This window comes from Micromonospora trifolii (assembly GCF_022229005.1).
GTDB lineage: Bacteria > Actinomycetota > Actinomycetes > Mycobacteriales > Micromonosporaceae > Micromonospora > Micromonospora trifolii.
The window spans coordinates 15,347-32,631 of the sequence record NZ_JAKKFD010000010.1 but is presented as its reverse complement, the minus strand read 5'-3'; the positions used below and the strand labels follow the sequence as shown (position 1 = coordinate 32,631).

Genomic DNA, 17,285 nt, shown 5'->3' with positions numbered 1-17,285 from the left:
GGCCGCGGACCCGGACGGGGTACGCCTCAGCGCAACCGGTACGCCTGGATGATCCGTTGGGTCACCGTGTTGCCGGCAGTGTCCCGGGCGGTGGCCCGCAGCGACACGTGGCCGGCACCGGCCGGATGCCGCAACACTGCCGACCAACCGTCGGCCGAGGTGCGGACCAGCTTCGCCTTGCCCCAGGTCTTCCCGCCGTCGTACGAGACGTCGACGGTGAGCTTCTCCACCCGGGTGGCCGGAGAGCCGGGCTGCCGCTGCACCTGCACCGGTACGACGAAGCCCTGACCGGCCGGAGCGCTGTTGTCGACCCGTAGCGGCGGCGCGAAGCGCACCGCCGAGAGCGGCAGTCGGGCCGGCGTCTCACCGGCGACGTGCCTCGATCGGAAGGTCCAGCTGGACTCCACCTCGGTGCTCAGGTCGGTGAAGCTGCGCTTCGAAGACGCGACGAGCCGGTAGTCCGCCGCACCCGGTGGCACTGCGAACTCCCCGTAGCCGGCGTACTCGCTCTCGCCGACCAGCTTGCCGTTGCGCCAGAGCTTGGTGTGCTCACTGTCGCTCAGCGAGGCTCCCGGGTGCCCGGCCGCGTCGCTGAACATCGGCACGTCGACCAGGATGGTGTCGCCGACCCGGGAGACGCTCTGCTGCGGCCAGCGCGGGTTCGGGAAGGACGGTGCGTACGGAGCCTGGTTCCAGATCTCCTGGACCGTCCGCCCGGCCCGGTACGCGGTGGGGACGGAGAAGAGCGCCGCGTGCGGGATCAACCACCCTTCCTCGTCCACAGTTCCGAAGAGGACCTCGGATTCCCACTTCACGCCCTTGGTGTTGTAGTACTCGACCCGCTGACCGGGCACGACGGTGGGCAGGATCACGGCCGAGTAGCCGACGTTGTACTCCAACTCGGGGAGCACGATCCGCTCGGCTTCCATGCCCGGGTAGCCACCGCGGAACTGGTGCACGACGGTGGCCAGGTCCCGTCGGGCGTAGTCGCGGACGAACCCGGTGGGCATTCGGCCCGGGATCGCTTCGGCCAGCGCGTACAGGTACGGGCTGTTGGCCGAGTCCGGCGTGGTCCAGTTGCTGCTGACCGTGGCGACGAACTTGTCGGCGGAGACCGGCTTGCCGAGCTGACCACTGGTCAGGCCGGTGAACGTCTCCGCCCAGAGCCCGACGCCGTACCCGCTGCCGTCGTCGGCGGTGAAGTTGGCGCTGAGGTCGATCAGTTGCGGGACGGCGGTCCGGTCCGGAACTGTCGTCCGTACCGGCTTGGCCCGGCGAGCGTCCACGACGATCCGGGTGTCCCGATCGACTGTCAGTGCGGGCTGCGCCAACAGGGACATCCCGCGCTGCTCATCCTCCGGCCCGGGCTCGAAGACGAGGCCGGTCAGGCCGTAGTGGCCCTTGGGCACCCGCACTGTGGCCACCCCGTCGGAGCTGACGACGTCCCAGAAGCCAAAGGTGTCCAGCCCGACCAGGCTGGTCCAGTGGTCCGCGGTGCGCGCGCCGGCGCGGTTCAGGTGCTCCACTGTCAGCGTGTAGCTCTCCACCTCGCGGTTCACTGCCAGCGGAGTGACAGCGACCGCCGCACCGGAACGGGCCACGATCCGCCCGGTCCAGTAACCGTCGGCGTCGCCGAGCCGGGTGTCAGTGGTGACGGTAGTGGCGGCCGTGCCGCCCGCCGGCACTGTGAGTTGGCTGGCGCCCAGAACGAACAGGCCGGCCGGTAGCGCCCGGCCGCCGGGGCCGGCACCCTCGATGCTCAGGTCCACCGTGACCGGGGCCGGGCCGTCGTTGCGCCAGGTCACCGTACGGGTGATCGGGGCGTCGTCAGTGTGCGGCCAGATGGTACGACCGAACGAGACGCTCACCGGGTCGGTGGTGATCTGCTGGGTGATCGCGTGTGCGACGTCGACCCGCCCGGCACCCTGCTGGTAGGCGGTCTGGTCCGGGTGCGGCTTGGCGGCGGCCATCAGGGTGGCCTTGAGCCGGTCGGCCCGCCATCCCGGGTGCTGCTGGGCCAGCAGCGCGGCCGAACCGGCCACGTGCGGGGTCGCCATCGAGGTGCCGGAGAGCGTGACGTAGCGGTCCCCCACCGGATCGCCGATGACGCCGGTGGCGGACCGCGCGGCGACGATGTCGACGCCGGGCGCGGTGATGTCCGGCTTCAGCGCGTCGTCGCCGACTCGCGGTCCCCGGCTGGAGAATTCGGCCAGCTCGTCGTCGCGGTCCACAGCGCCCACGGCGAGCGCGGCGTCAGCGGAGGCCGGGGAGCCGACCGAACCGTCCGAGCCGTCGTTGCCGGCGGCGATGACGAACAGGGTGCCGGTCTGGGCGGTGAGGGTCTGCACGGCCTCCTCGACCGGGTCGACCTCCGGGGTGTCCCAGCCGCCGAGGCTCAGGTTGACCACTGCGGCCTTCTTCTCCACGGCGGCCCACTGCATGCCGGCGAGGATCGCCGAGTCGGTGCAGCCCTGGTCCTCACAGACCTTGCCGTCCAGCAGCGTCGCGTCCGGCGCCACACCCCGGTACTTGCCACCGGAGGCGGCGCCGCTGCCCGCGATGGTCGAGGCCACGTGGGTGCCGTGGCCGACAGTGTCCCGAGCGTCGGCGACCTCGGTGAAGTTGCGCGCCTCGGCCACCTTGCCGGCCAGATCCGGGTGGGTGGCGTCGACGCCGGTGTCCAGCACCGCGACGGACACACCCGTACCGGTGAAGCCGGCCGCCCAGGCGGTCGGCGCGCCGATCTGCGGCACGCTGTGGTCGAGGGTCACCCGTCGATGGCCGTCCAGCCAGATCCGCTCGACGCCCCCCGCCGCGTCGAGCCGGGCCCCAGCGGCACCGGTGGTCACCTTCTCCCAGACCGCTCCGAGGGAGGACTTGTCGCTGCTCAGGGCGGCACCGCGAATCACCGGCAGGTCGCGGGTCAGCCGCGTGCCGGGCAGAGCGGTCGAGGCGCGCTTGGCGGTACCCGTCGAGCCGTAGGACGCCAGCAGCGGCAGGGTCTTGCGGTGGACGTCGTCGTAACCGGCCTCGATCAGCCCGGTGACGTCGAAGAGCCGCCGGTCCACCCGGCCCGAGCGCAGCAACGGCAGCGCGTCCGTCGGCGTCACAGTGAGGCGGCCGCGCTCGCGCTGGACCAGGAACTGCACGTCCTCGCGGCCGGCGCCGGGCCGGACCGAGGCGCCGGACCCGGTGACGGTGACCCGGTCACCGGTGATCAGCGTGACGGTGGTCGAGCGGTTGGCGGTGGGTCCACCCGGAGTGGACTGTTGGCCGGTGCCGCCGGGTGGGGCGGGCACGGCGGCCGTGGCTGAGGCGGGAGCCGGCGCGGAGAGCGCCAGCGCGAACACGAGGCCGAGAGCGGCCAATCTTCTTCCCTGGTGCAACGGATCCTCCTCGTCAAGCGTCTTGATGGATGGAGTCACATTGACAACCCAGAATTGCATACTGGGTATGTAAAATGAAGGCCAAAAAATGACGGACCCGCCACGAGCCGGCGAACCGGGCCGGCATGATCGGGCGGTGACCTCCATGAAGGACAAGATGCTCGCCGGTGAGCCATACATCGCCGACGATCCCGAGATCATCTCCGATCTGGACCGGGCCGCCCGGCTGATGGAGCGCTTCAACACCAGTCCTGCGGCCGATCCGCAGGCCCGGATCGCGGCCCTGCGTGATCTCCTCGGCGAACTGGGCGAGGAGACCTGGATCCGCCCACCGTTCTACTGCGACTACGGCTGGCAGATCCGGATCGGCCCGCGCAGCTTCGTCAACTACAACGCTGTCTTCCTCGACGTCGCTCGGATCACCCTCGGCGCGGACGTCCAGGTCGGCCCGAACGTGCAGCTACTCACCCCGACGCATCCGGTCGAGCCCGGCCCGCGGCGGGACAAGTGGGAGGCGGCCAAGCCGATCACTATTGGCGACAACGTGTGGCTCGGCGGTGGCGCGATCGTGCTGGCCGGCGTGACGATCGGCGCGGACACCGTCGTCGGCGCAGGCGCCGTGGTCACCCGGGACCTGCCCGCCAACGTGGTGGCCGTCGGCAACCCGGCCCGGCCGGTCCGCGAACTCGGCTAGACCGTCGGCGGATCCGACAGGCGGACCACCAGGTCGGCCCGGTCGGCGGTGGGGGTGATCAGGGCCGCGTTCGACTCGTCGCTGCCCAGCGCCCACGCCCGCGCCTGCTCCGGAGACCTACCGAACGCCTCGTGCCGGGCGGTCAGCCGGCGGTGCCGCACCTCGGCGTCCAGGTCGAGAAACCACGCCTCGTGCAGCAGCGGTCGGATCTCCTGCCAGGGGAAGTCCGGCAGCAGCAGGTAGTTGCCCTCGGTCACCACCAGCCGGACCGACGGCGGCACCTCGATGGCCCCGGCCACCGGCTCCTCCAACTCCCGGCGGAACTCCGGCGCGTAGACCGACGTCGGCTCCAACCGGCGCAACCGGCGCAGCAGCGAGACGTACCCATTGGCGTCGAAGGTGTCCACAGCACCCTTGCGGTCGGCGCGCCCCAGGCGAACCAGTTGCGACTGCGCCAGGTGGAAGCCGTCCATCGGCACCAGGCGGGCGGCCGACCCGACCTCGGCGACGATCCGCTCCGCCAGAGTGGACTTCCCGGCGCCCGGCGCGCCGGCGATGCCGAGCAGTTGTCGCGGGCCGGCCTCGGCGAGCACCAACGCCCTCGCCACCAACTCGTCGGCGGACAGCACCCTGGCCGGCGGCATCAGCCCAGAACCGGGTCGCTGATGGTGAACCGCGCCTGCACCGCCGCCTGCACAGTCTGCGGCTGCGGGTCCAGCTCGAGCTCCGGCGGACCACCGGCCGCGCCACCGCCACCGCCGAAGGCCGCACGGGCGAACATCGGCCGGTCGGCAGGGCCCGCATCGGCCAGCTCGATCAACGAGGTGACCCGGGCGCCCAGCGCCTCCGCGTACTCCCGGGCCCGCAGCAGCGCGTCACTGATCGCGTCGTGCCGGGCCGCACGATGGGCGGGGCTGTCCGGACGAAGCTCCCACCACGGGCCGGCCACCTCGACCTGGTCCTGGTCGGCGAGCCGGAGCATCAGCTCACCCAGCGCGGTGAAGTCGGTGACAGTGACGGTGGTGGTGACGCTGCCGTGCCAGGCGACCACCCGCTCACCCGAGCGCCGGGTCTCCGGACGCACCCGCAGGTCGCCGGTCTCCCGCCGCGCCACCGCCGGCCCGGAGCCGTCCAGCAGCACCCGGACCGCCGCGGCCCGCTCGGCCAACCGGGTCAGCGTCGCCTCCCGGTCCCGGTCGCGGGCCGTCGCGGTGACCGCGAAACGGGCCAGCTCGGGCGGCACCTCCCGGTACGCCTCGCCGCGCACCTGCACCACAGGACCGTCCACCACCATGCTCTCAGCCTAGTCAGCGACAGGGCGCCGCGCCGCGTAGGAGACGGTGTCCGCGTCGACGCGCAGACCCCTCAGGTGGCCGCCGGCCACCCCCAGCTCGCGCAGCCAGGACACCTCTGCGGCGTGGTCACCACCGGCCGGGAACTGCCGGTCGTCCGCGTCGAACCGCCGGTCGCGCAGTGCCGCGCGGGAGGCTCGCGCTTCGTCGTAGCGGGCGGCGAGCGCCGGGGCGTCGTCAGCGCGCAGCGCGGCGGTCAGGTCGTCCAGGAACGCGGTGACCTCGGCCAGCTCACGCAGCACCCGGACCCGATTGCCGAGAAGCATGTTGGCGGTCCGGTCGGCCGGGGTTCCGGCGACCCGGGTGCCGTCGGAGAAGCTGCCGGCGGCGAGCGCGAGGATCGCGTCGCGCAGCGGTGCGCGCTGCACGGCGCCGGCCAGCGCGCCGGCGAGCAGGTGCGGCACATGTGAGGCGAGGGCGGCAACCGAGTCGTGCTCCGGGGCGGACATCGGCACCACCCGGGCCTCGAAGATCTCCACCAGCAGCTCGGCCAGCCAACGGAACGCGGTAGTGGCCGGCCCGGACGCTGGACAGAGCACCCAGGCCGCGCCGGTGAGCAGGTCCGCTCGCGCGGCCGTCAGGCCCGCCCGGTCGGTGCCCGCCATCGGGTGACCCGGCACGAACCGGTGCGTCAGCCCCTGCGCGGCGGCGAACGCCGCCACCTGCTCCTTGGTGCTACCGACGTCGGTCAGCACGCACCGCTCACCGGTCATCGCCGCCACCTCGACCAGCGTCGCCGGCAGGGTGGGCAACGGCCCGCACAGGAAGACCACGTCCCGGTCGGCCACCGCCTCGACCAGCCGGTCCGGCGCGGGTACGCCCACCCGGCGCATCTCCCGCCGGGTGGCCTCGTCCGGGTCCCACCCGACCACGTCGATGCCGGCGGCGTACATCCGGAGCAGCACCGAACCACCGATCAGGCCGGTGCCGACCACCGCCGCCCGTATCCGTGTGCCTGGCCCGTCCACCACCCTCGGCCGCCCGGACCCGCGATCAGGCGAGACGTGCCGCGACGGCGGCGATGTGCTCGTCGGACTCGGTCAGGGCGACCCGGACGTGCTGCCCGGCCGTGGGGCCGTAGAAGACGCCGGCGGCGACCAGGATGCCGCGTCGGGCCAGCCAGTCGACCGTCTGCCAGCAGTCCTCGCCCCTGGTCAACCAGAGGTACAGGCCCGCCTCGGAGTGCTCGACGGTGAACCCGGCACCGGTGAACGCCTCGGCGAGCACCTCCCGCCGGGCGCGGTAACGCTCCCGCTGCTCCTCGGCGTGTCGCTCGTCGTCGAGCGCGGCCACCATGGCCGCCTGCACCGGCGCGGGCACGATCATGCCCGCGTGCTTGCGGACCTTGAGCAGCTCGGCGACGAGCGCGGGGTCGCCGGCGACGAAGCCGGCCCGGTAGCCGGCGAGGTTGGACCGCTTGGAGAGCGAGTGCACGGCCAGCACCCCGGCGTAGCTGCCACCGCTGACCTGCGGAGACAGCACCGAGACCGGCTCGGCCGACCAGCCCAGGGGCAGGTAGCACTCGTCACTCGCGACCACCGCGCCACGTTCGCGGGCCCAGTCGACCACCTTGCGCAGGTGCGCTGCGGGCAGCACCCGGCCGGTCGGATTGCCGGGCGAGTTGACCCAGACCAGCCGGACCCGCGAGGTCGGCCCGACCGACGTGAGCGAGTCGGTACGGACGACTGTGGCACCGGCCAGCCGGGCACCGTCCTCGTAGGTGGGGTACGCGATCGACGGCACCACCACCACGTCACCCGGGCCGATGCCGAGCAGCGTGGGCAGCCAGGCCACCATCTCCTTCGAGCCGATGGTCGGCAGCACACCGAGACCGTCGACGCCGGCGCCACAGGCTCGGGACACCCACGCCGCGATCGCGGCCCGCAACGCCGGGGTGCCGGCGGTCAGCGGGTAGCCGGGAGCATCGGACGCGTCAGCCAACGCCCGCCGGATCACCTCGGGCACCGGGTCGACCGGCGTACCCATGGAGAGGTTGATCAGGCCCTCCGGATGCGCCGCGGCCAGCGTGGCCGCGGCGTCCAGGGTGTCCCAGGTGAACTCGGGCAGCCGCGACGAGACCGGCGCGGGCCGGTTCAGTGGCCCTCGCCGCGCGGCGGCTGCGCGGCGACGAAGGTGGCGTCCTTCTCCACCTTGCCGACCTTCGAGGCGCCACCGGGCGAGCCCAGGTCCTCGAAGAACTCGTAGTTCGCGCCGGTGTAGTCCTTCCACTGCTCCGGGACGTCGTCCTCGTAGAAGATCGCCTCCACGGGGCAGACGGGCTCACAGGCACCACAGTCGACGCACTCGTCGGGGTGGATGTAGAGCATCCGATTGCCCTCGTAAATGCAGTCGACCGGGCACTCCTCGATGCATGCCTTGTCGAGCACATCTACGCACGGCTCGGCGATGATGTAGGTCACCGGTCTTCTCCTCCGCAAGACTCGCCGCGATCTCCCGCGACGGTAAGAGCCTAGTATCTCGCCGGGGAGGGGGTCGATCGTGCTCCGACAGCAGGATGTGGGACACCGAATCGTGGTCCGCCGGATTGTGGGGATTCGCGAAGGCCGCCCACAATTTTCCGATGCCCTCGGCGAGCTGGTCGAGCTGAGCGAGACTCATCTCACGCTGGCCACCGCGCAGGGGCAGCTACGGGTCCCGGTGGCGCAGGTCCACCGCGCCAAGCGCGTACCGCCGACCCGTCGGCCGACCGCCGCCGCGGTCGTGGCGCTGGAGCGGGCCGCCGACGAGGCCTGGCCGGCACCGACCCGGGGCCGGCTCGGTGACTGGCTGCTCCGGTCGGCCGAGGGCTGGACCGGGCGCGCCAACTCGGCGCTGCCGATCGGCGACCCGGACCGACCACTGGCCGCAGCGGTCGACGCTGTGGAACGTTGGTACGCCGAGCGGGGCCAACCCGCGTTGATCAACACACCGCTGCCCCTCGCCGCCCCGGTCGGCGCCGAGCTGGACGCCCGCGGCTGGGGCACCCGCCCTCCGACGCTGGTCCAGACCGCGCCGCTGCCCCTGCCAGCGTCGACGCCCGCCGGCGGGCAGGCCGACCTGTGGGGCGCTGCGGTCGTCGAACTGGCCGCCGCGCCCAGCGACGAGTGGCTGGCCATCGCCGCCGGTCGCAAGGGCGGCCTGCCGGACGCCGCCCGGCACGTGCTCACCGCTGTGGACCAGGTCCGCTTCGCCCACGTGTACGCCGACGGCGCTCTGGTGGCCGTCGGCCGCGGCACGGTGACCGGCCAGGGGCGCTGGCTGGGGCTCAGCCTGATCGAGGTGGTGCCGGCGGTCCGCCGCCAGGGGTTGGCCCGCCGCGTGATCCACGAACTGGCCAGCTGGGGCGTGTCGGGCGGCGCGACACACGCGTTCCTCCAGGTCGAGCAGCGCAACGCGGCGGCGGTCGCGCTCTACCAGCGGCTCGGCCTCGTCACCCACCACACCTACCTGACCCGGGTCGCCCCGAACTGACCCGCCGAGGCGGCCCGACACCGCTCGATCCACTCGGCTTTCGGGAAGTCGCGGCATCCGGACGCCCGGGACTCCCCGACTTCTAGGAAGCCGAGTGGATCAAGACGTCGGGAGGGCCGGGATGGGCGGTGGTCAGCGGCGGACGACTCGGCGGGGCTTCGCGGCCTTGACCTCGGCGTACCGCTTGAGCTGCTGAGAGCGGTAGTCACGGCCGAGCGCGGTGAGCACCAGGTAGCCGATCAGCAAGCCGGCGCCGGTGGCGAGCAGGTACAGCCAGATCTGGGCGAAGAACGTCGCCGCGCCGCCGGCGAACGGGTTGTGACCGACCAGCAGGGGCCCGACCAGCACGGTCAGCAGCATCGCCACCGGCACCACGAGGGCCATGTCGGCGGCCCAGCCCGCCAGCGGCCGGCGACGACCCCAGCGGAAGGCGACCACGGCGAGGATCAGGCCGATCACCGTGAACATCGCCAGCGACACCCGGTCGGCGGCGGTGTCGTCACCGTCGAAGCCGAACCGGGTGATCAGTCGGGCGACCACGTTGACCGCGAACAGCCCTGCTACGAGCACCCCGAGGTCACGCCACCGCTTGTCCATCGCCGGACCCTCCTGCCGTACGCCCCCGTCGCGGGGTTCGCATCCCTGGCAGGAATATCTACCACCCTTACCTGGGAGACGTCACCACCCGGCGGCAACCCGGAACCAGCCCGGCGTCAACTGCCGAGCATGGGCGGCTGCGGGGCAAGGATCTGCCGGAAGCCCATCACCGCGAAGGTCATCGCGCCGGCCACGATCATGGCCAGCCCGACCCAGTTGTCCCCGGCCAGCAACAGGTCGCCCTCGTTGGTCCGGATGGCGGCGACAGCCATCAGCGCGAACCACGGCACCGCCGGCAGCGCCACCGCCCAGCGACGGCCGACCGCCTCGTACGCGAACCAGCTCAGCACGATGTTGGCGCCGATGGCGAGAAGTACCGACACGCCGACCAGTTGCCCGCCGACGCGGACAGTGGCGAGCAGCAGCTCCAACACGCCGGTCAGCACACCGGCGAGGACCACCACTATCGCACCGAACAGCCGAACGCCCAGGTCCAGCAGGCGCGGCGGCGGCCCCGCCGGAGGCGGGGCTTCCTGGTCCTCAACGACCGTCATCGGCGCGGCCGGCACTGTCACCGAAGACCCGCCGCCGCGACCGGGGACCGGTCCGGGGCGGTCTCCGCGGGCAGGCCGGCGAAGAGGTCGTCCTCCCAGCCGTACGGCCCGGTGCCCGGGCCCTTCTCACCGACCGCGAGGGTGAAGAACTCCACCCCCATGAACTCGCCACCGAAGTTGCCGGCGATCGAGTAGAGCCAGGAGCTGGCCGGGATCTGGGTGGCGTGCGCCCGCATCGCGGCCTCCTTGGCCGTGTGCTGGTCGGTGCCGTCGATCCGGGCGGCGATCTGGGCGTCCGGGGTGCCGAAGGGCAGGTCGGCGATGTCCTCGATGCCGCCGAACGGGTTGTCGGACGACTCGGCGAAATGCGCCATGCCGGCCTCCAGGACGCTGAGCGGCATGGCCGTCCAGTAGACCTTGAGCGGGGCGCAGCCCTCGGCGGTGGCCAGCTCGACGGCGCGCATTGCCACCCGGTGCGCCTGGATGTGGTCGGGGTGGCCGTAGAAGCCGTTCGGGTCGTACGTGACGAGCACCTGCGGGCGTACCTCTCGCATGATCTCCACGAGGTGCCCGGCGGCCTCGTCGAGGTCGGCCTGCCAGAAGGCCCGGGGGTGCTCGTTGGTCGCGAGCCCCATCATCCCGGAGTCGCGGTAGCGGCCGGCGCCGCCGAGGAAGCGGTGGTCGCTGACGCCGAGCGCGGCGCACGCGGCGGCCAACTCGGCCACCCGGTACCCGCCGAGCTGGTCGGCCTCGGCGGCCGCGAGCTGCGCGAGCGCGGGCACGTGGATCTCGCCCTCCTCGCCGAGCGTGCAGGTCACCAGCGTGACGTGCGCGCCGTCGGCGGCGTAGTGGGCCATCGTCGAGCCGGTGCCGATCGACTCGTCGTCGGGGTGCGCGTGGACCAGCAGCAGGCGGCGGTCGGGCAGCATCGTCACGACGGTCACTCTAACCGGCGGTTCTCCCCCGGCCGACGCTGACGCGTCCGCCCAGGTCGCCCACATCACCCCCGCTCCCGCTCTACGATTTGGGCTGTGGACTTTCCGGAGCTGGCCGCCCGCACCCGCCGGTTCAGCCACGGCGCGCCACGCGCTGTAGCGGTGGCTGAGGACGGCTCCCGGGTGATCTTCCTGCGCTCCGCCGGCCCCGAGGATCCGGCGGACGCGCTCTGGTTGCTCGACGTTGGCACCGGCGAGGAACGGCTGGTCGCCGATCCGGCGACCCTGCTGGGCGAGAGCGGGGACGTCCGCTCCCTCTCCCCCGGCGAACGCGCGCTGCGCGAGCGGCTGCGGCTCAGCGCCGCCGGCATCGGCTCGTACGCGTTGGACGCGGCCGGTCGGGTTGCGGTGTTCGCGCTGGCCGGGCGGTTGTTCCGGGCCGATCTGGTGCACGGCGACGTGGTGGAGGTGGCGGCCGTCGGCCCGGTGCTGGACCCACGCCCGGACCCGAGCGGGCAACGACTGGCGTACGTGACCGACGCGGCCGAGGGTGTGCGCCGCGGTGAACTGCGAGTGATCGACCCCGACGGCACCGACACCCTGCTGGCCGGCGAGGACGCCGGGGTGAGCTGGGGGTTGGCCGAGCACATCGCGGCGGAGGAGTTCGGCCGGTTCCGGGGGTACTGGTGGGCGCCGGACAGCCGCTCGGTGCTGGCCGCCCGGGTCGACGAGTCCCGCCTGGAGCGGTGGCACCTGCACGACCCGGCGGAGCCGGCGAGCCCGCCGACCGCCGTCGCGTACCCCCGGGCTGGTGGCCCGAACGCGGAGGTCAGCCTGCACCTGCTGGACCTGGACGACGGCTGGGTCGACGTGCACTGGGACCGGGAGACCTACCCGTACCTGACCGGGGTGAGCTGGGGTGAGGGCAGCCCGTTGATCACCGTGCTGCGCCGCTCACAGCAGCACGGGCTGGTGCTGGCGGTGGACCCGCGCACCGGTGAGACGCAGGTGCACGCCGAGCTGGCCGATCCGCGCTGGGTCGAGCCGATCGCCGGCACCCCCGCGCACCTGCCGGACGGGCGGGTGCTGGTCGGTGGGGAGCTGGCCCACGACGGGTACGACGCCCGGTGCCTGTTCGCGGACGGCACCCTGCTCACCCCGCCGTCGCTGTACGTACGACGGGTGGTGGGTCGGCTGCCGGCCGCCGCCGGCCCGGCCGACCTGCTGGTGGAGGCGAGCGACGGCGAGCCGAGCGAGCGGCACCTGTTCCGGGTCCGCACCACCATCGGCGGTGGGGTGGACGCGCGCCGGCTCACCACCGACTCCGGCTGGTACACCGCCGCGGTGGGCGGGGACGTGCTGGCCGTCGGCGTCGCGTCGCTGGATCACGCCGGGGTGCGCTGGACGGTCCGCCGCGGTGATCAGGAGATCGCCGAGCTGCGCTCGTTCGCCGCCACCCCGCCGTACTCGCCGTTGCCGCTGCTGGAACGGGTGACCGACCGGCGGCTGCCGGCGGCGGTGCTCTACCCGGACAACCACGTGACGGGCCGGCGGCTGCCGGTGCTGCTGGACATCTACGGCGGCCCGGGGCACCAGGAGGTCGTGGCGGCGCGGGCCGCGTGGTTGGAACGGCAGTGGTGGGCCGACGCCGGCTTCGCCGTGGTCACCATCGACAACCGGGGTACGCCGGGCGTGGCGCCATCGTTCGAGAAGGCGATCCACCGGCGGCTCGCCGACGTGATCCTGACCGACCAGATCGACGCGCTCACCGCACTCGCCGGCAAGCACCCGGACCTGGACCTGGGGCGGGTCGGGGTGCGCGGTTGGTCGTTCGGCGGGTGGCTGGCCGGGCTTGCGGTGCTGCGTCACCCGGAGTTGTTCCGCTGCGGGATCGCGGGTGCCCCGGTGACCGACTGGGCGCTGTACGACACCGCGTACACCGAGCGTTATCTGGGGTTGCCGGAAGACGGCCAGGACATCTACGCGCACCACTCGCTCGTCGAGTTGGCCGCCGAGCCGGTCACCAGCCCGGACCAGGCCCGCCCGTTGCTGCTGGTGCACGGGATGGCCGACGACAACGTGGTGGCCGCACACACGCTCCGGCTCTCCGCCGCCCTGCTGAGCACCGGCCGGCCGCACGCCGTGCTGCCGCTGACCGGGGCCACCCACCTGGCCGCGAACGGGACCGCGGAGCGGCTACTCCCCCTGGAACTCGACTTCCTCCGCACCCACCTGCTGTGAGCGGCGTTCGATAAATCGAGTTCGGCACGCCGAGCCCCGGCCGAATGCCATGCTGACCGAAGCGGGACCCAGCAAGCACGATTCCCAGGGTGGCACCGCTTTCCCTTGTGCCGAAAGGACTCCAGCATGGTTGGCATTGCGCAGAAACCCTCGGTCGCCGCCGTTCAGGAAGGCGAACTTCCGGTCACGCACTTTCGCACGGCGACAGTGAACGGGATCGAGATCTTCTACCGTGAAGCCGGACCGGCCGACGGGCCCGCAGTCCTGCTGCTGCACGGATTCCCCACGTCCTCCGCGCAGTTCCGCCACCTGATCCCCCTGCTCGCGGACCGCTACCGGGTGATCGCGCCGGACTTCCCGGGTTTCGGCCACAGCGCCAGCCCGGACCGGTCGACGTTCGACTACACATTCGCCAACTTCGCCGACCTGATGGACGGCCTGATCGGTCAGCTCGGCGTGGATCGCTACGCGCTCTACTGCTTCGACTACGGAGCGCCGACCGCATACCGGCTGGCTCTCAAGCGACCCGAGCGAGTCAGCGCGCTCATCGTGCAGAACGGCAACGCGTACGAAGAGGGCCTGAGCCCATTCTGGGATCCGATCAAGGCGTACTGGGCGGAGAACACCGACGAGCACCGCCAGGCCATCGCGTTCATCCTCAACTCGGACACGGTGAAGCAGCAGTACACGGCAGGGGTGAAGGACCTCAGCCGGCTCGACCCCGACATGTGGCTGCACGACGACACGCAGCTCGCTCGCCCCGGCAACGCGGACATCCAGCTGGATCTGTTCCACGACTACGGCAGCAACGTCACGTTGTATCCGGAATTCCATGCATTCTTCCGCGACCACCAGCCACCGACGTTGATCGTCTGGGGCCAGAACGACCCGGTCTTCCCGGCCGCTGGCGCGCACCCCTACCGCAAGGACCTGCCGTCGGCCGAGTTTCATCTGCTCGACACCGGCCACTTCCTGCTGGAAGACCAGCTCGACGTCGCTGCGCCGATGATCCACGATTTCCTGGACCGCTCCATCGGCCGTTCCTGAACGAAGGGCGGATCGGCCCATCCACCGCCCAAGATCGCACTGGATCCAGGATCTAGTGGCATTCCGGTGTCAAATGGCCACTAGATCCAGGATCGGGCGCGATCTTGAACGTGGCGGGGCAAGTTCAGCTTCGACCGGAACGGCTCGGCGCCCTACGCCGGCCCGTTCCGCTGTCAACGATGGTCCTCCATCGCGGGATTCCGGTTCGCCCACCCGCCTGGATTCTTCCGGGGCTGCACGATGAGCAGTGCCGTCAGCACCTGGGCACCTGCCACGGGCAGAGCCTTCTGAAGACCGTAGGCGCTGAACACGAACAGCGGGAACGGCGCGGCGAAGAGCAGGATCGCGGCCAACCTGAACCAGTACCAGCGGACGTCGGACAACAGACGCAGCACTCCCAGGCAGAAGGTGGCCGCGACGCTCAGGAGCGCCCACAGCGGGGCGAGAAGCATGATCCCGAGAGCTGTCAGCAGCAGGTCTTCGGCGAGTGTTGTCCCCGGGGGCGAATCCATCAACGCATAGACGAGATGGCCTGCCGACCACACACCGAGATAGAGCAGCACGTGGAGGCCAAACCAAGGGGCCCACGGTAGTTCGGCGAGACGGTCCAGTGGCCGGCGGCGAAGCGCGTCGATGTCCACCACCGCATCGTATCGACCGGGCAGCCTCGACTACGCCCCGTCTTTTGCTGGTCGAGGCGCACGTCTCTGTCGATGATCGCGTGCCAGGAAAGACGGGTTGCGGCCGGGGCGGCGTTCTGACAATCGAGCAGGGACAATGCGGCGGTGTCGGATTTCACGAAGCCGCTCGGCTACCGCCTCATCACCGGGCCCGACGATGCCGAATTCTGCGCCCGCGTCAGCGCGCTGCTCGATCAGGGCTATCGGCTGCACGGGTCGCCGGCGCTGACCTTCGACGGCGACCGCGTCATCGCCGCTCAAGCGTTGGTGCTGTCGCACGCTGCCGGCTCCGAGACGACCGAGGGAAGCCCCAGGTAGAGGCGCAAGCTCATGGCGGCCATCCTGACGATCACCAACGCTCCATGAGGTGTTCCCGGCCCTGCGGCGGATCGTACGGTTCGGGCCAGTAGTCGATGATCTTGCTGATCAGCCCCTGCTCGGACATCTCCAGCCAGACGCACGCGTCCTGGTGCCCGTCGCCGACGCGAACGTCGAGCACCAGGGCAGCAAGACGCCCATCGGCGATCACCCGTCGCGGCCACAGGTGCCAGTCGCCCGGATACTCGGTGTTGAACCGCAGGAACGCGTCCTTGCCGCGAAGGCGCTCCCGAGTCTGCGGCATCTCGTAGACCACATCATCGGTGAGCAGGGCGGCCAACCCGGACCAGTCGCGGCGCTCCAGAAGATCAACGTAGGCGTGGGCGGCCTGCCGGGCCGTCGAGGTGTCATCCACGGCGCGGACCCTAGCCGCTGCCAGCGACAATCTGGCGAGCCGTCGGCGGGCTCAACACCGGCGAGACGACTTCCTCAGCTCTCAGGGCGTGCGTCGTATTGGGTCCGGGCTTCGAAGACGCGGTCCATGTGCGTCTCGGCCCAGTCCTTGATCGCGATCATGACCGGGAACAGTTCATGGCCCAGCGGGGTGAGCTCGTAGTCGACGCGGACCGGCACCGAGGCGGTGACAGTGCGGGTGACCAGGCCGTCGCGCTCCAGGGTGCGCAGGGTCTGGGTGAGCATCTTCTGGCTGACGCCGGCGATGCGCTGGGCGAGCTCGCCGTGCCGCTGCGGGCCGTTGACGAGCGCTGGGATCACCAGGGCGACCCACTTGTCCGTGAGCCTGCTCAGCAGCTCACGGGTCGGGCACTGGTCCAGGAACGCGTCGTAGTCGCGTCTCGCCTGTTCGCGGCGTTGCGCTGCGGTCGACGTCGCCATTCTTTCCTCCTTGGTGCCCTAGGCACTTTAAGGTACCTACTTTCTCATAGTGCCGATGATTCGTACGGTCGTGGTGATCACGAAATCCCACTAAGGAGACGGCGATGCGCGCGGTCAGCTATGACAAGTTCGGAGGGCCGGAGGTCCTGCACGTGGCCGAGGTGCCGGTGCCCGAGCCCGGTCCGGGGCAGGTGCGGGTGCGGGTCGCCGCGTCGGTCGTACACCCGGTCGATCTGATGGTCCGCTCCGGTCGGTTCCCGGCCCCGCTGCCGACCGGTCTGCCGTACACGCCCGGTTGGGACGTTGCCGGCAGCGTCGATGCGGTCGGCCCGGCGGTCGACGAGTTCACGACCGGCGACGAGGTCATCGGCTTCTCGCCGTGGCTGCAAACCACTGCCGGCGCCCACGCGGAGTACGTACTCCTCGACGCCGCCTGGCTGACCCCCGCGCCCGCCGGCGTCCCCGCCACCGAGGCGGCGACGCTGCCGACCAATGGCCTCGCCGCCGCCCAGGCACTCGACCTGCTCGCGCTCCCGGCGGGTTCCACGGTGCTCGTCACCGGCGCCGCCGGGCAGGTCGGTGGGTTCGTGCTGGCGCTGGCCCGGGCGGCCGGTCTGCACGCCACGGGACTCGCCGGGACCGACGACCGCGAGTTCGTCGAGTCGCTGGGTGCGGCGTTCCTGTCGCGCACCGACGATCCGACGGGAACGTTCGACGCGGTCATCGACCTGGCGGTGATCGGGGCCTCGCTGCTGGCCCTCGTCCGGGACGGCGGCGGCTACGTGGCCGCGTCACCTCCGCTCCGCCCGGAGCCGGTGCGGGGAATCCGGACCTTCGCGCTGGAGGTGCTGCCGGACGGAACCCGGCTGGGCGAACTGGTCAAACTCGTCACCAGCGGCGACATCCCGCTCCGCGTCGCCGACGTGTACCCCTTCGCCGACGCGGCGGCCGCCCACGAGCGGCTGGCCCGGGGCGGCGTGCGCGGCGGCGTGGTGATCGTCCCCTGATCGGTAGCGGAGCCCGATGAGAGGCGTGCATCTCAAGCCGCTCGAGATCGCAGGGGTGGTACGGATAACCGCACCCGTACCGGTCGGGCCACCCGGATGTCCGTGCCGC

General features: G+C 71.7%; 18 protein-coding genes. 6 read left to right on the top strand and 12 right to left on the bottom strand.

Going from position 1 to position 17,285, the window contains the following annotated elements:
* Positions 1 to 26 precede the first annotated feature (26 nt).
* On the bottom strand, positions 27 to 3,446 hold the full coding sequence (locus NIE79_RS07195; RefSeq protein WP_274523731.1) for a S8 family serine peptidase: 3,420 nt from the start codon (positions 3,444 to 3,446) through the stop codon (positions 27 to 29).
* A gap of 76 nt (positions 3,447 to 3,522) precedes the next feature.
* Between NIE79_RS07195 and NIE79_RS07190 the strand changes: the two genes are divergently transcribed.
* Positions 3,523 to 4,080: a sugar O-acetyltransferase gene (locus NIE79_RS07190; protein ID WP_238677799.1), complete on the top strand. Its 558-nt coding sequence runs from the start codon at positions 3,523 to 3,525 to the stop codon at positions 4,078 to 4,080.
* Here NIE79_RS07190 and NIE79_RS07185 read toward each other — a convergent pair.
* From NIE79_RS07185 to fdxA, 5 genes are read right to left on the bottom strand one after another with little or no spacing between them, the layout of a single operon-like run.
* Positions 4,077 to 4,724 (bottom strand): nucleoside/nucleotide kinase family protein, encoded by a 648-nt coding sequence (locus NIE79_RS07185; RefSeq protein ID WP_238677798.1) that lies wholly within the window; start codon positions 4,722 to 4,724, stop codon positions 4,077 to 4,079. The two genes, NIE79_RS07190 and NIE79_RS07185, sit on opposite strands and share 4 nt — an antisense overlap.
* The gene (locus NIE79_RS07180) at positions 4,724 to 5,371 is read right to left on the bottom strand and encodes an SIMPL domain-containing protein (protein ID WP_238677865.1); all 648 of its coding nucleotides are present in this window, start codon (positions 5,369 to 5,371) and stop codon (positions 4,724 to 4,726) included. The genes NIE79_RS07185 and NIE79_RS07180 overlap by 1 nt, the downstream gene beginning before the upstream one ends.
* Before the next feature lie 12 nt (positions 5,372 to 5,383).
* A complete protein-coding gene (locus NIE79_RS07175) occupies positions 5,384 to 6,403 on the bottom strand; it encodes a prephenate dehydrogenase (protein WP_308193145.1) in 1,020 nt (339 codons plus the stop codon).
* 22 nt (positions 6,404 to 6,425) lie between these two features.
* Positions 6,426 to 7,529 (bottom strand): succinyldiaminopimelate transaminase, encoded by a 1,104-nt coding sequence (gene dapC / locus NIE79_RS07170; RefSeq protein WP_274523745.1) that lies wholly within the window; start codon positions 7,527 to 7,529, stop codon positions 6,426 to 6,428.
* Entirely contained in the window at positions 7,526 to 7,852 is a 327-nt protein-coding gene (gene fdxA / locus NIE79_RS07165; protein WP_030490464.1) for a ferredoxin, read from the bottom strand. Before fdxA ends, dapC begins: the two co-directional genes overlap by 4 nt.
* 79 nt (positions 7,853 to 7,931) lie before the next feature.
* On the opposite strand from fdxA, the gene NIE79_RS07160 reads away from it, so the two are divergent.
* Complete coding sequence (locus NIE79_RS07160; protein ID WP_238677797.1) at positions 7,932 to 8,903, top strand: GNAT family N-acetyltransferase; 972 nt, start codon at positions 7,932 to 7,934, stop codon at positions 8,901 to 8,903.
* A gap of 132 nt (positions 8,904 to 9,035) precedes the next feature.
* Here the strand turns inward: NIE79_RS07160 and NIE79_RS07155 are convergent, their stop codons facing one another.
* The 3 genes from NIE79_RS07155 to mshB form a co-directional block, all read right to left on the bottom strand.
* Positions 9,036 to 9,500, bottom strand: coding sequence for a hypothetical protein (locus NIE79_RS07155; protein ID WP_238677796.1), 465 nt, complete (start codon positions 9,498 to 9,500; stop codon positions 9,036 to 9,038).
* 116 nt (positions 9,501 to 9,616) lie between these two features.
* Complete coding sequence (locus NIE79_RS07150; protein WP_238677795.1) at positions 9,617 to 10,054, bottom strand: hypothetical protein; 438 nt, start codon at positions 10,052 to 10,054, stop codon at positions 9,617 to 9,619.
* 17 nt (positions 10,055 to 10,071) lie between these two features.
* Entirely contained in the window at positions 10,072 to 10,998 is a 927-nt protein-coding gene (mshB, locus tag NIE79_RS07145; RefSeq protein ID WP_238677794.1) for an N-acetyl-1-D-myo-inositol-2-amino-2-deoxy-alpha-D-glucopyranoside deacetylase, read from the bottom strand.
* 87 nt (positions 10,999 to 11,085) lie between these two features.
* On the opposite strand from mshB, the gene NIE79_RS07140 reads away from it, so the two are divergent.
* Positions 11,086 to 13,230 carry a prolyl oligopeptidase family serine peptidase gene (locus tag NIE79_RS07140; protein WP_238677793.1) on the top strand — a complete coding sequence of 715 codons (2,145 nt, stop codon included), beginning with the start codon at positions 11,086 to 11,088 and terminating at the stop codon, positions 13,228 to 13,230.
* Positions 13,231 to 13,356: 126 nt separating this feature from the next.
* Positions 13,357 to 14,277: an alpha/beta fold hydrolase gene (locus NIE79_RS07135; protein ID WP_238677792.1), complete on the top strand. Its 921-nt coding sequence runs from the start codon at positions 13,357 to 13,359 to the stop codon at positions 14,275 to 14,277.
* Between the two features lie 173 nt (positions 14,278 to 14,450).
* On the opposite strand, the gene NIE79_RS07130 is transcribed toward NIE79_RS07135, so the two are convergent.
* A complete protein-coding gene (locus NIE79_RS07130) occupies positions 14,451 to 14,918 on the bottom strand; it encodes a hypothetical protein (protein WP_238677791.1) in 468 nt (155 codons plus the stop codon).
* A gap of 144 nt (positions 14,919 to 15,062) precedes the next feature.
* On the opposite strand from NIE79_RS07130, the gene NIE79_RS07125 reads away from it, so the two are divergent.
* Positions 15,063 to 15,275 (top strand): DUF1737 domain-containing protein, encoded by a 213-nt coding sequence (locus NIE79_RS07125; protein WP_238677790.1) that lies wholly within the window; start codon positions 15,063 to 15,065, stop codon positions 15,273 to 15,275.
* 31 nt (positions 15,276 to 15,306) lie between these two features.
* Here the strand turns inward: NIE79_RS07125 and NIE79_RS07120 are convergent, their stop codons facing one another.
* Both NIE79_RS07120 and NIE79_RS07115 read right to left on the bottom strand, forming a co-directional pair.
* Positions 15,307 to 15,720, bottom strand: a complete 414-nt coding sequence (locus tag NIE79_RS07120) for a nuclear transport factor 2 family protein (RefSeq protein ID WP_274523729.1) — start codon at positions 15,718 to 15,720, stop codon at positions 15,307 to 15,309.
* 44 nt (positions 15,721 to 15,764) lie between these two features.
* Complete coding sequence (locus tag NIE79_RS07115) at positions 15,765 to 16,169, bottom strand: winged helix-turn-helix transcriptional regulator (RefSeq protein ID WP_238677788.1); 405 nt, start codon at positions 16,167 to 16,169, stop codon at positions 15,765 to 15,767.
* 104 nt (positions 16,170 to 16,273) lie between these two features.
* Between NIE79_RS07115 and NIE79_RS07110 the strand changes: the two genes are divergently transcribed.
* Positions 16,274 to 17,176: an NADP-dependent oxidoreductase gene (locus tag NIE79_RS07110; RefSeq protein ID WP_238677787.1), complete on the top strand. Its 903-nt coding sequence runs from the start codon at positions 16,274 to 16,276 to the stop codon at positions 17,174 to 17,176.
* Positions 17,177 to 17,285 lie beyond the last annotated feature (109 nt).

Coding starts and splice junctions, on each gene's coding strand:
- NIE79_RS07135 (WP_238677792.1), top strand. CDS start 13,357: ATGGTTGGCATTGCGCAGAAACCCTCGGTCGCCGCCGTTCAGGAAGGC.
- NIE79_RS07155 (WP_238677796.1), bottom strand. CDS start 9,500: ATGGACAAGCGGTGGCGTGACCTCGGGGTGCTCGTAGCAGGGCTGTTC.
- NIE79_RS07185 (WP_238677798.1), bottom strand. CDS start 4,724: ATGCCGCCGGCCAGGGTGCTGTCCGCCGACGAGTTGGTGGCGAGGGCG.
- NIE79_RS07195 (WP_274523731.1), bottom strand. CDS start 3,446: ATGCAATTCTGGGTTGTCAATGTGACTCCATCCATCAAGACGCTTGAC.
- NIE79_RS07110 (WP_238677787.1), top strand. CDS start 16,274: ATGCGCGCGGTCAGCTATGACAAGTTCGGAGGGCCGGAGGTCCTGCAC.
- NIE79_RS07150 (WP_238677795.1), bottom strand. CDS start 10,054: ATGACGGTCGTTGAGGACCAGGAAGCCCCGCCTCCGGCGGGGCCGCCG.
- NIE79_RS07115 (WP_238677788.1), bottom strand. CDS start 16,169: ATGGCGACGTCGACCGCAGCGCAACGCCGCGAACAGGCGAGACGCGAC.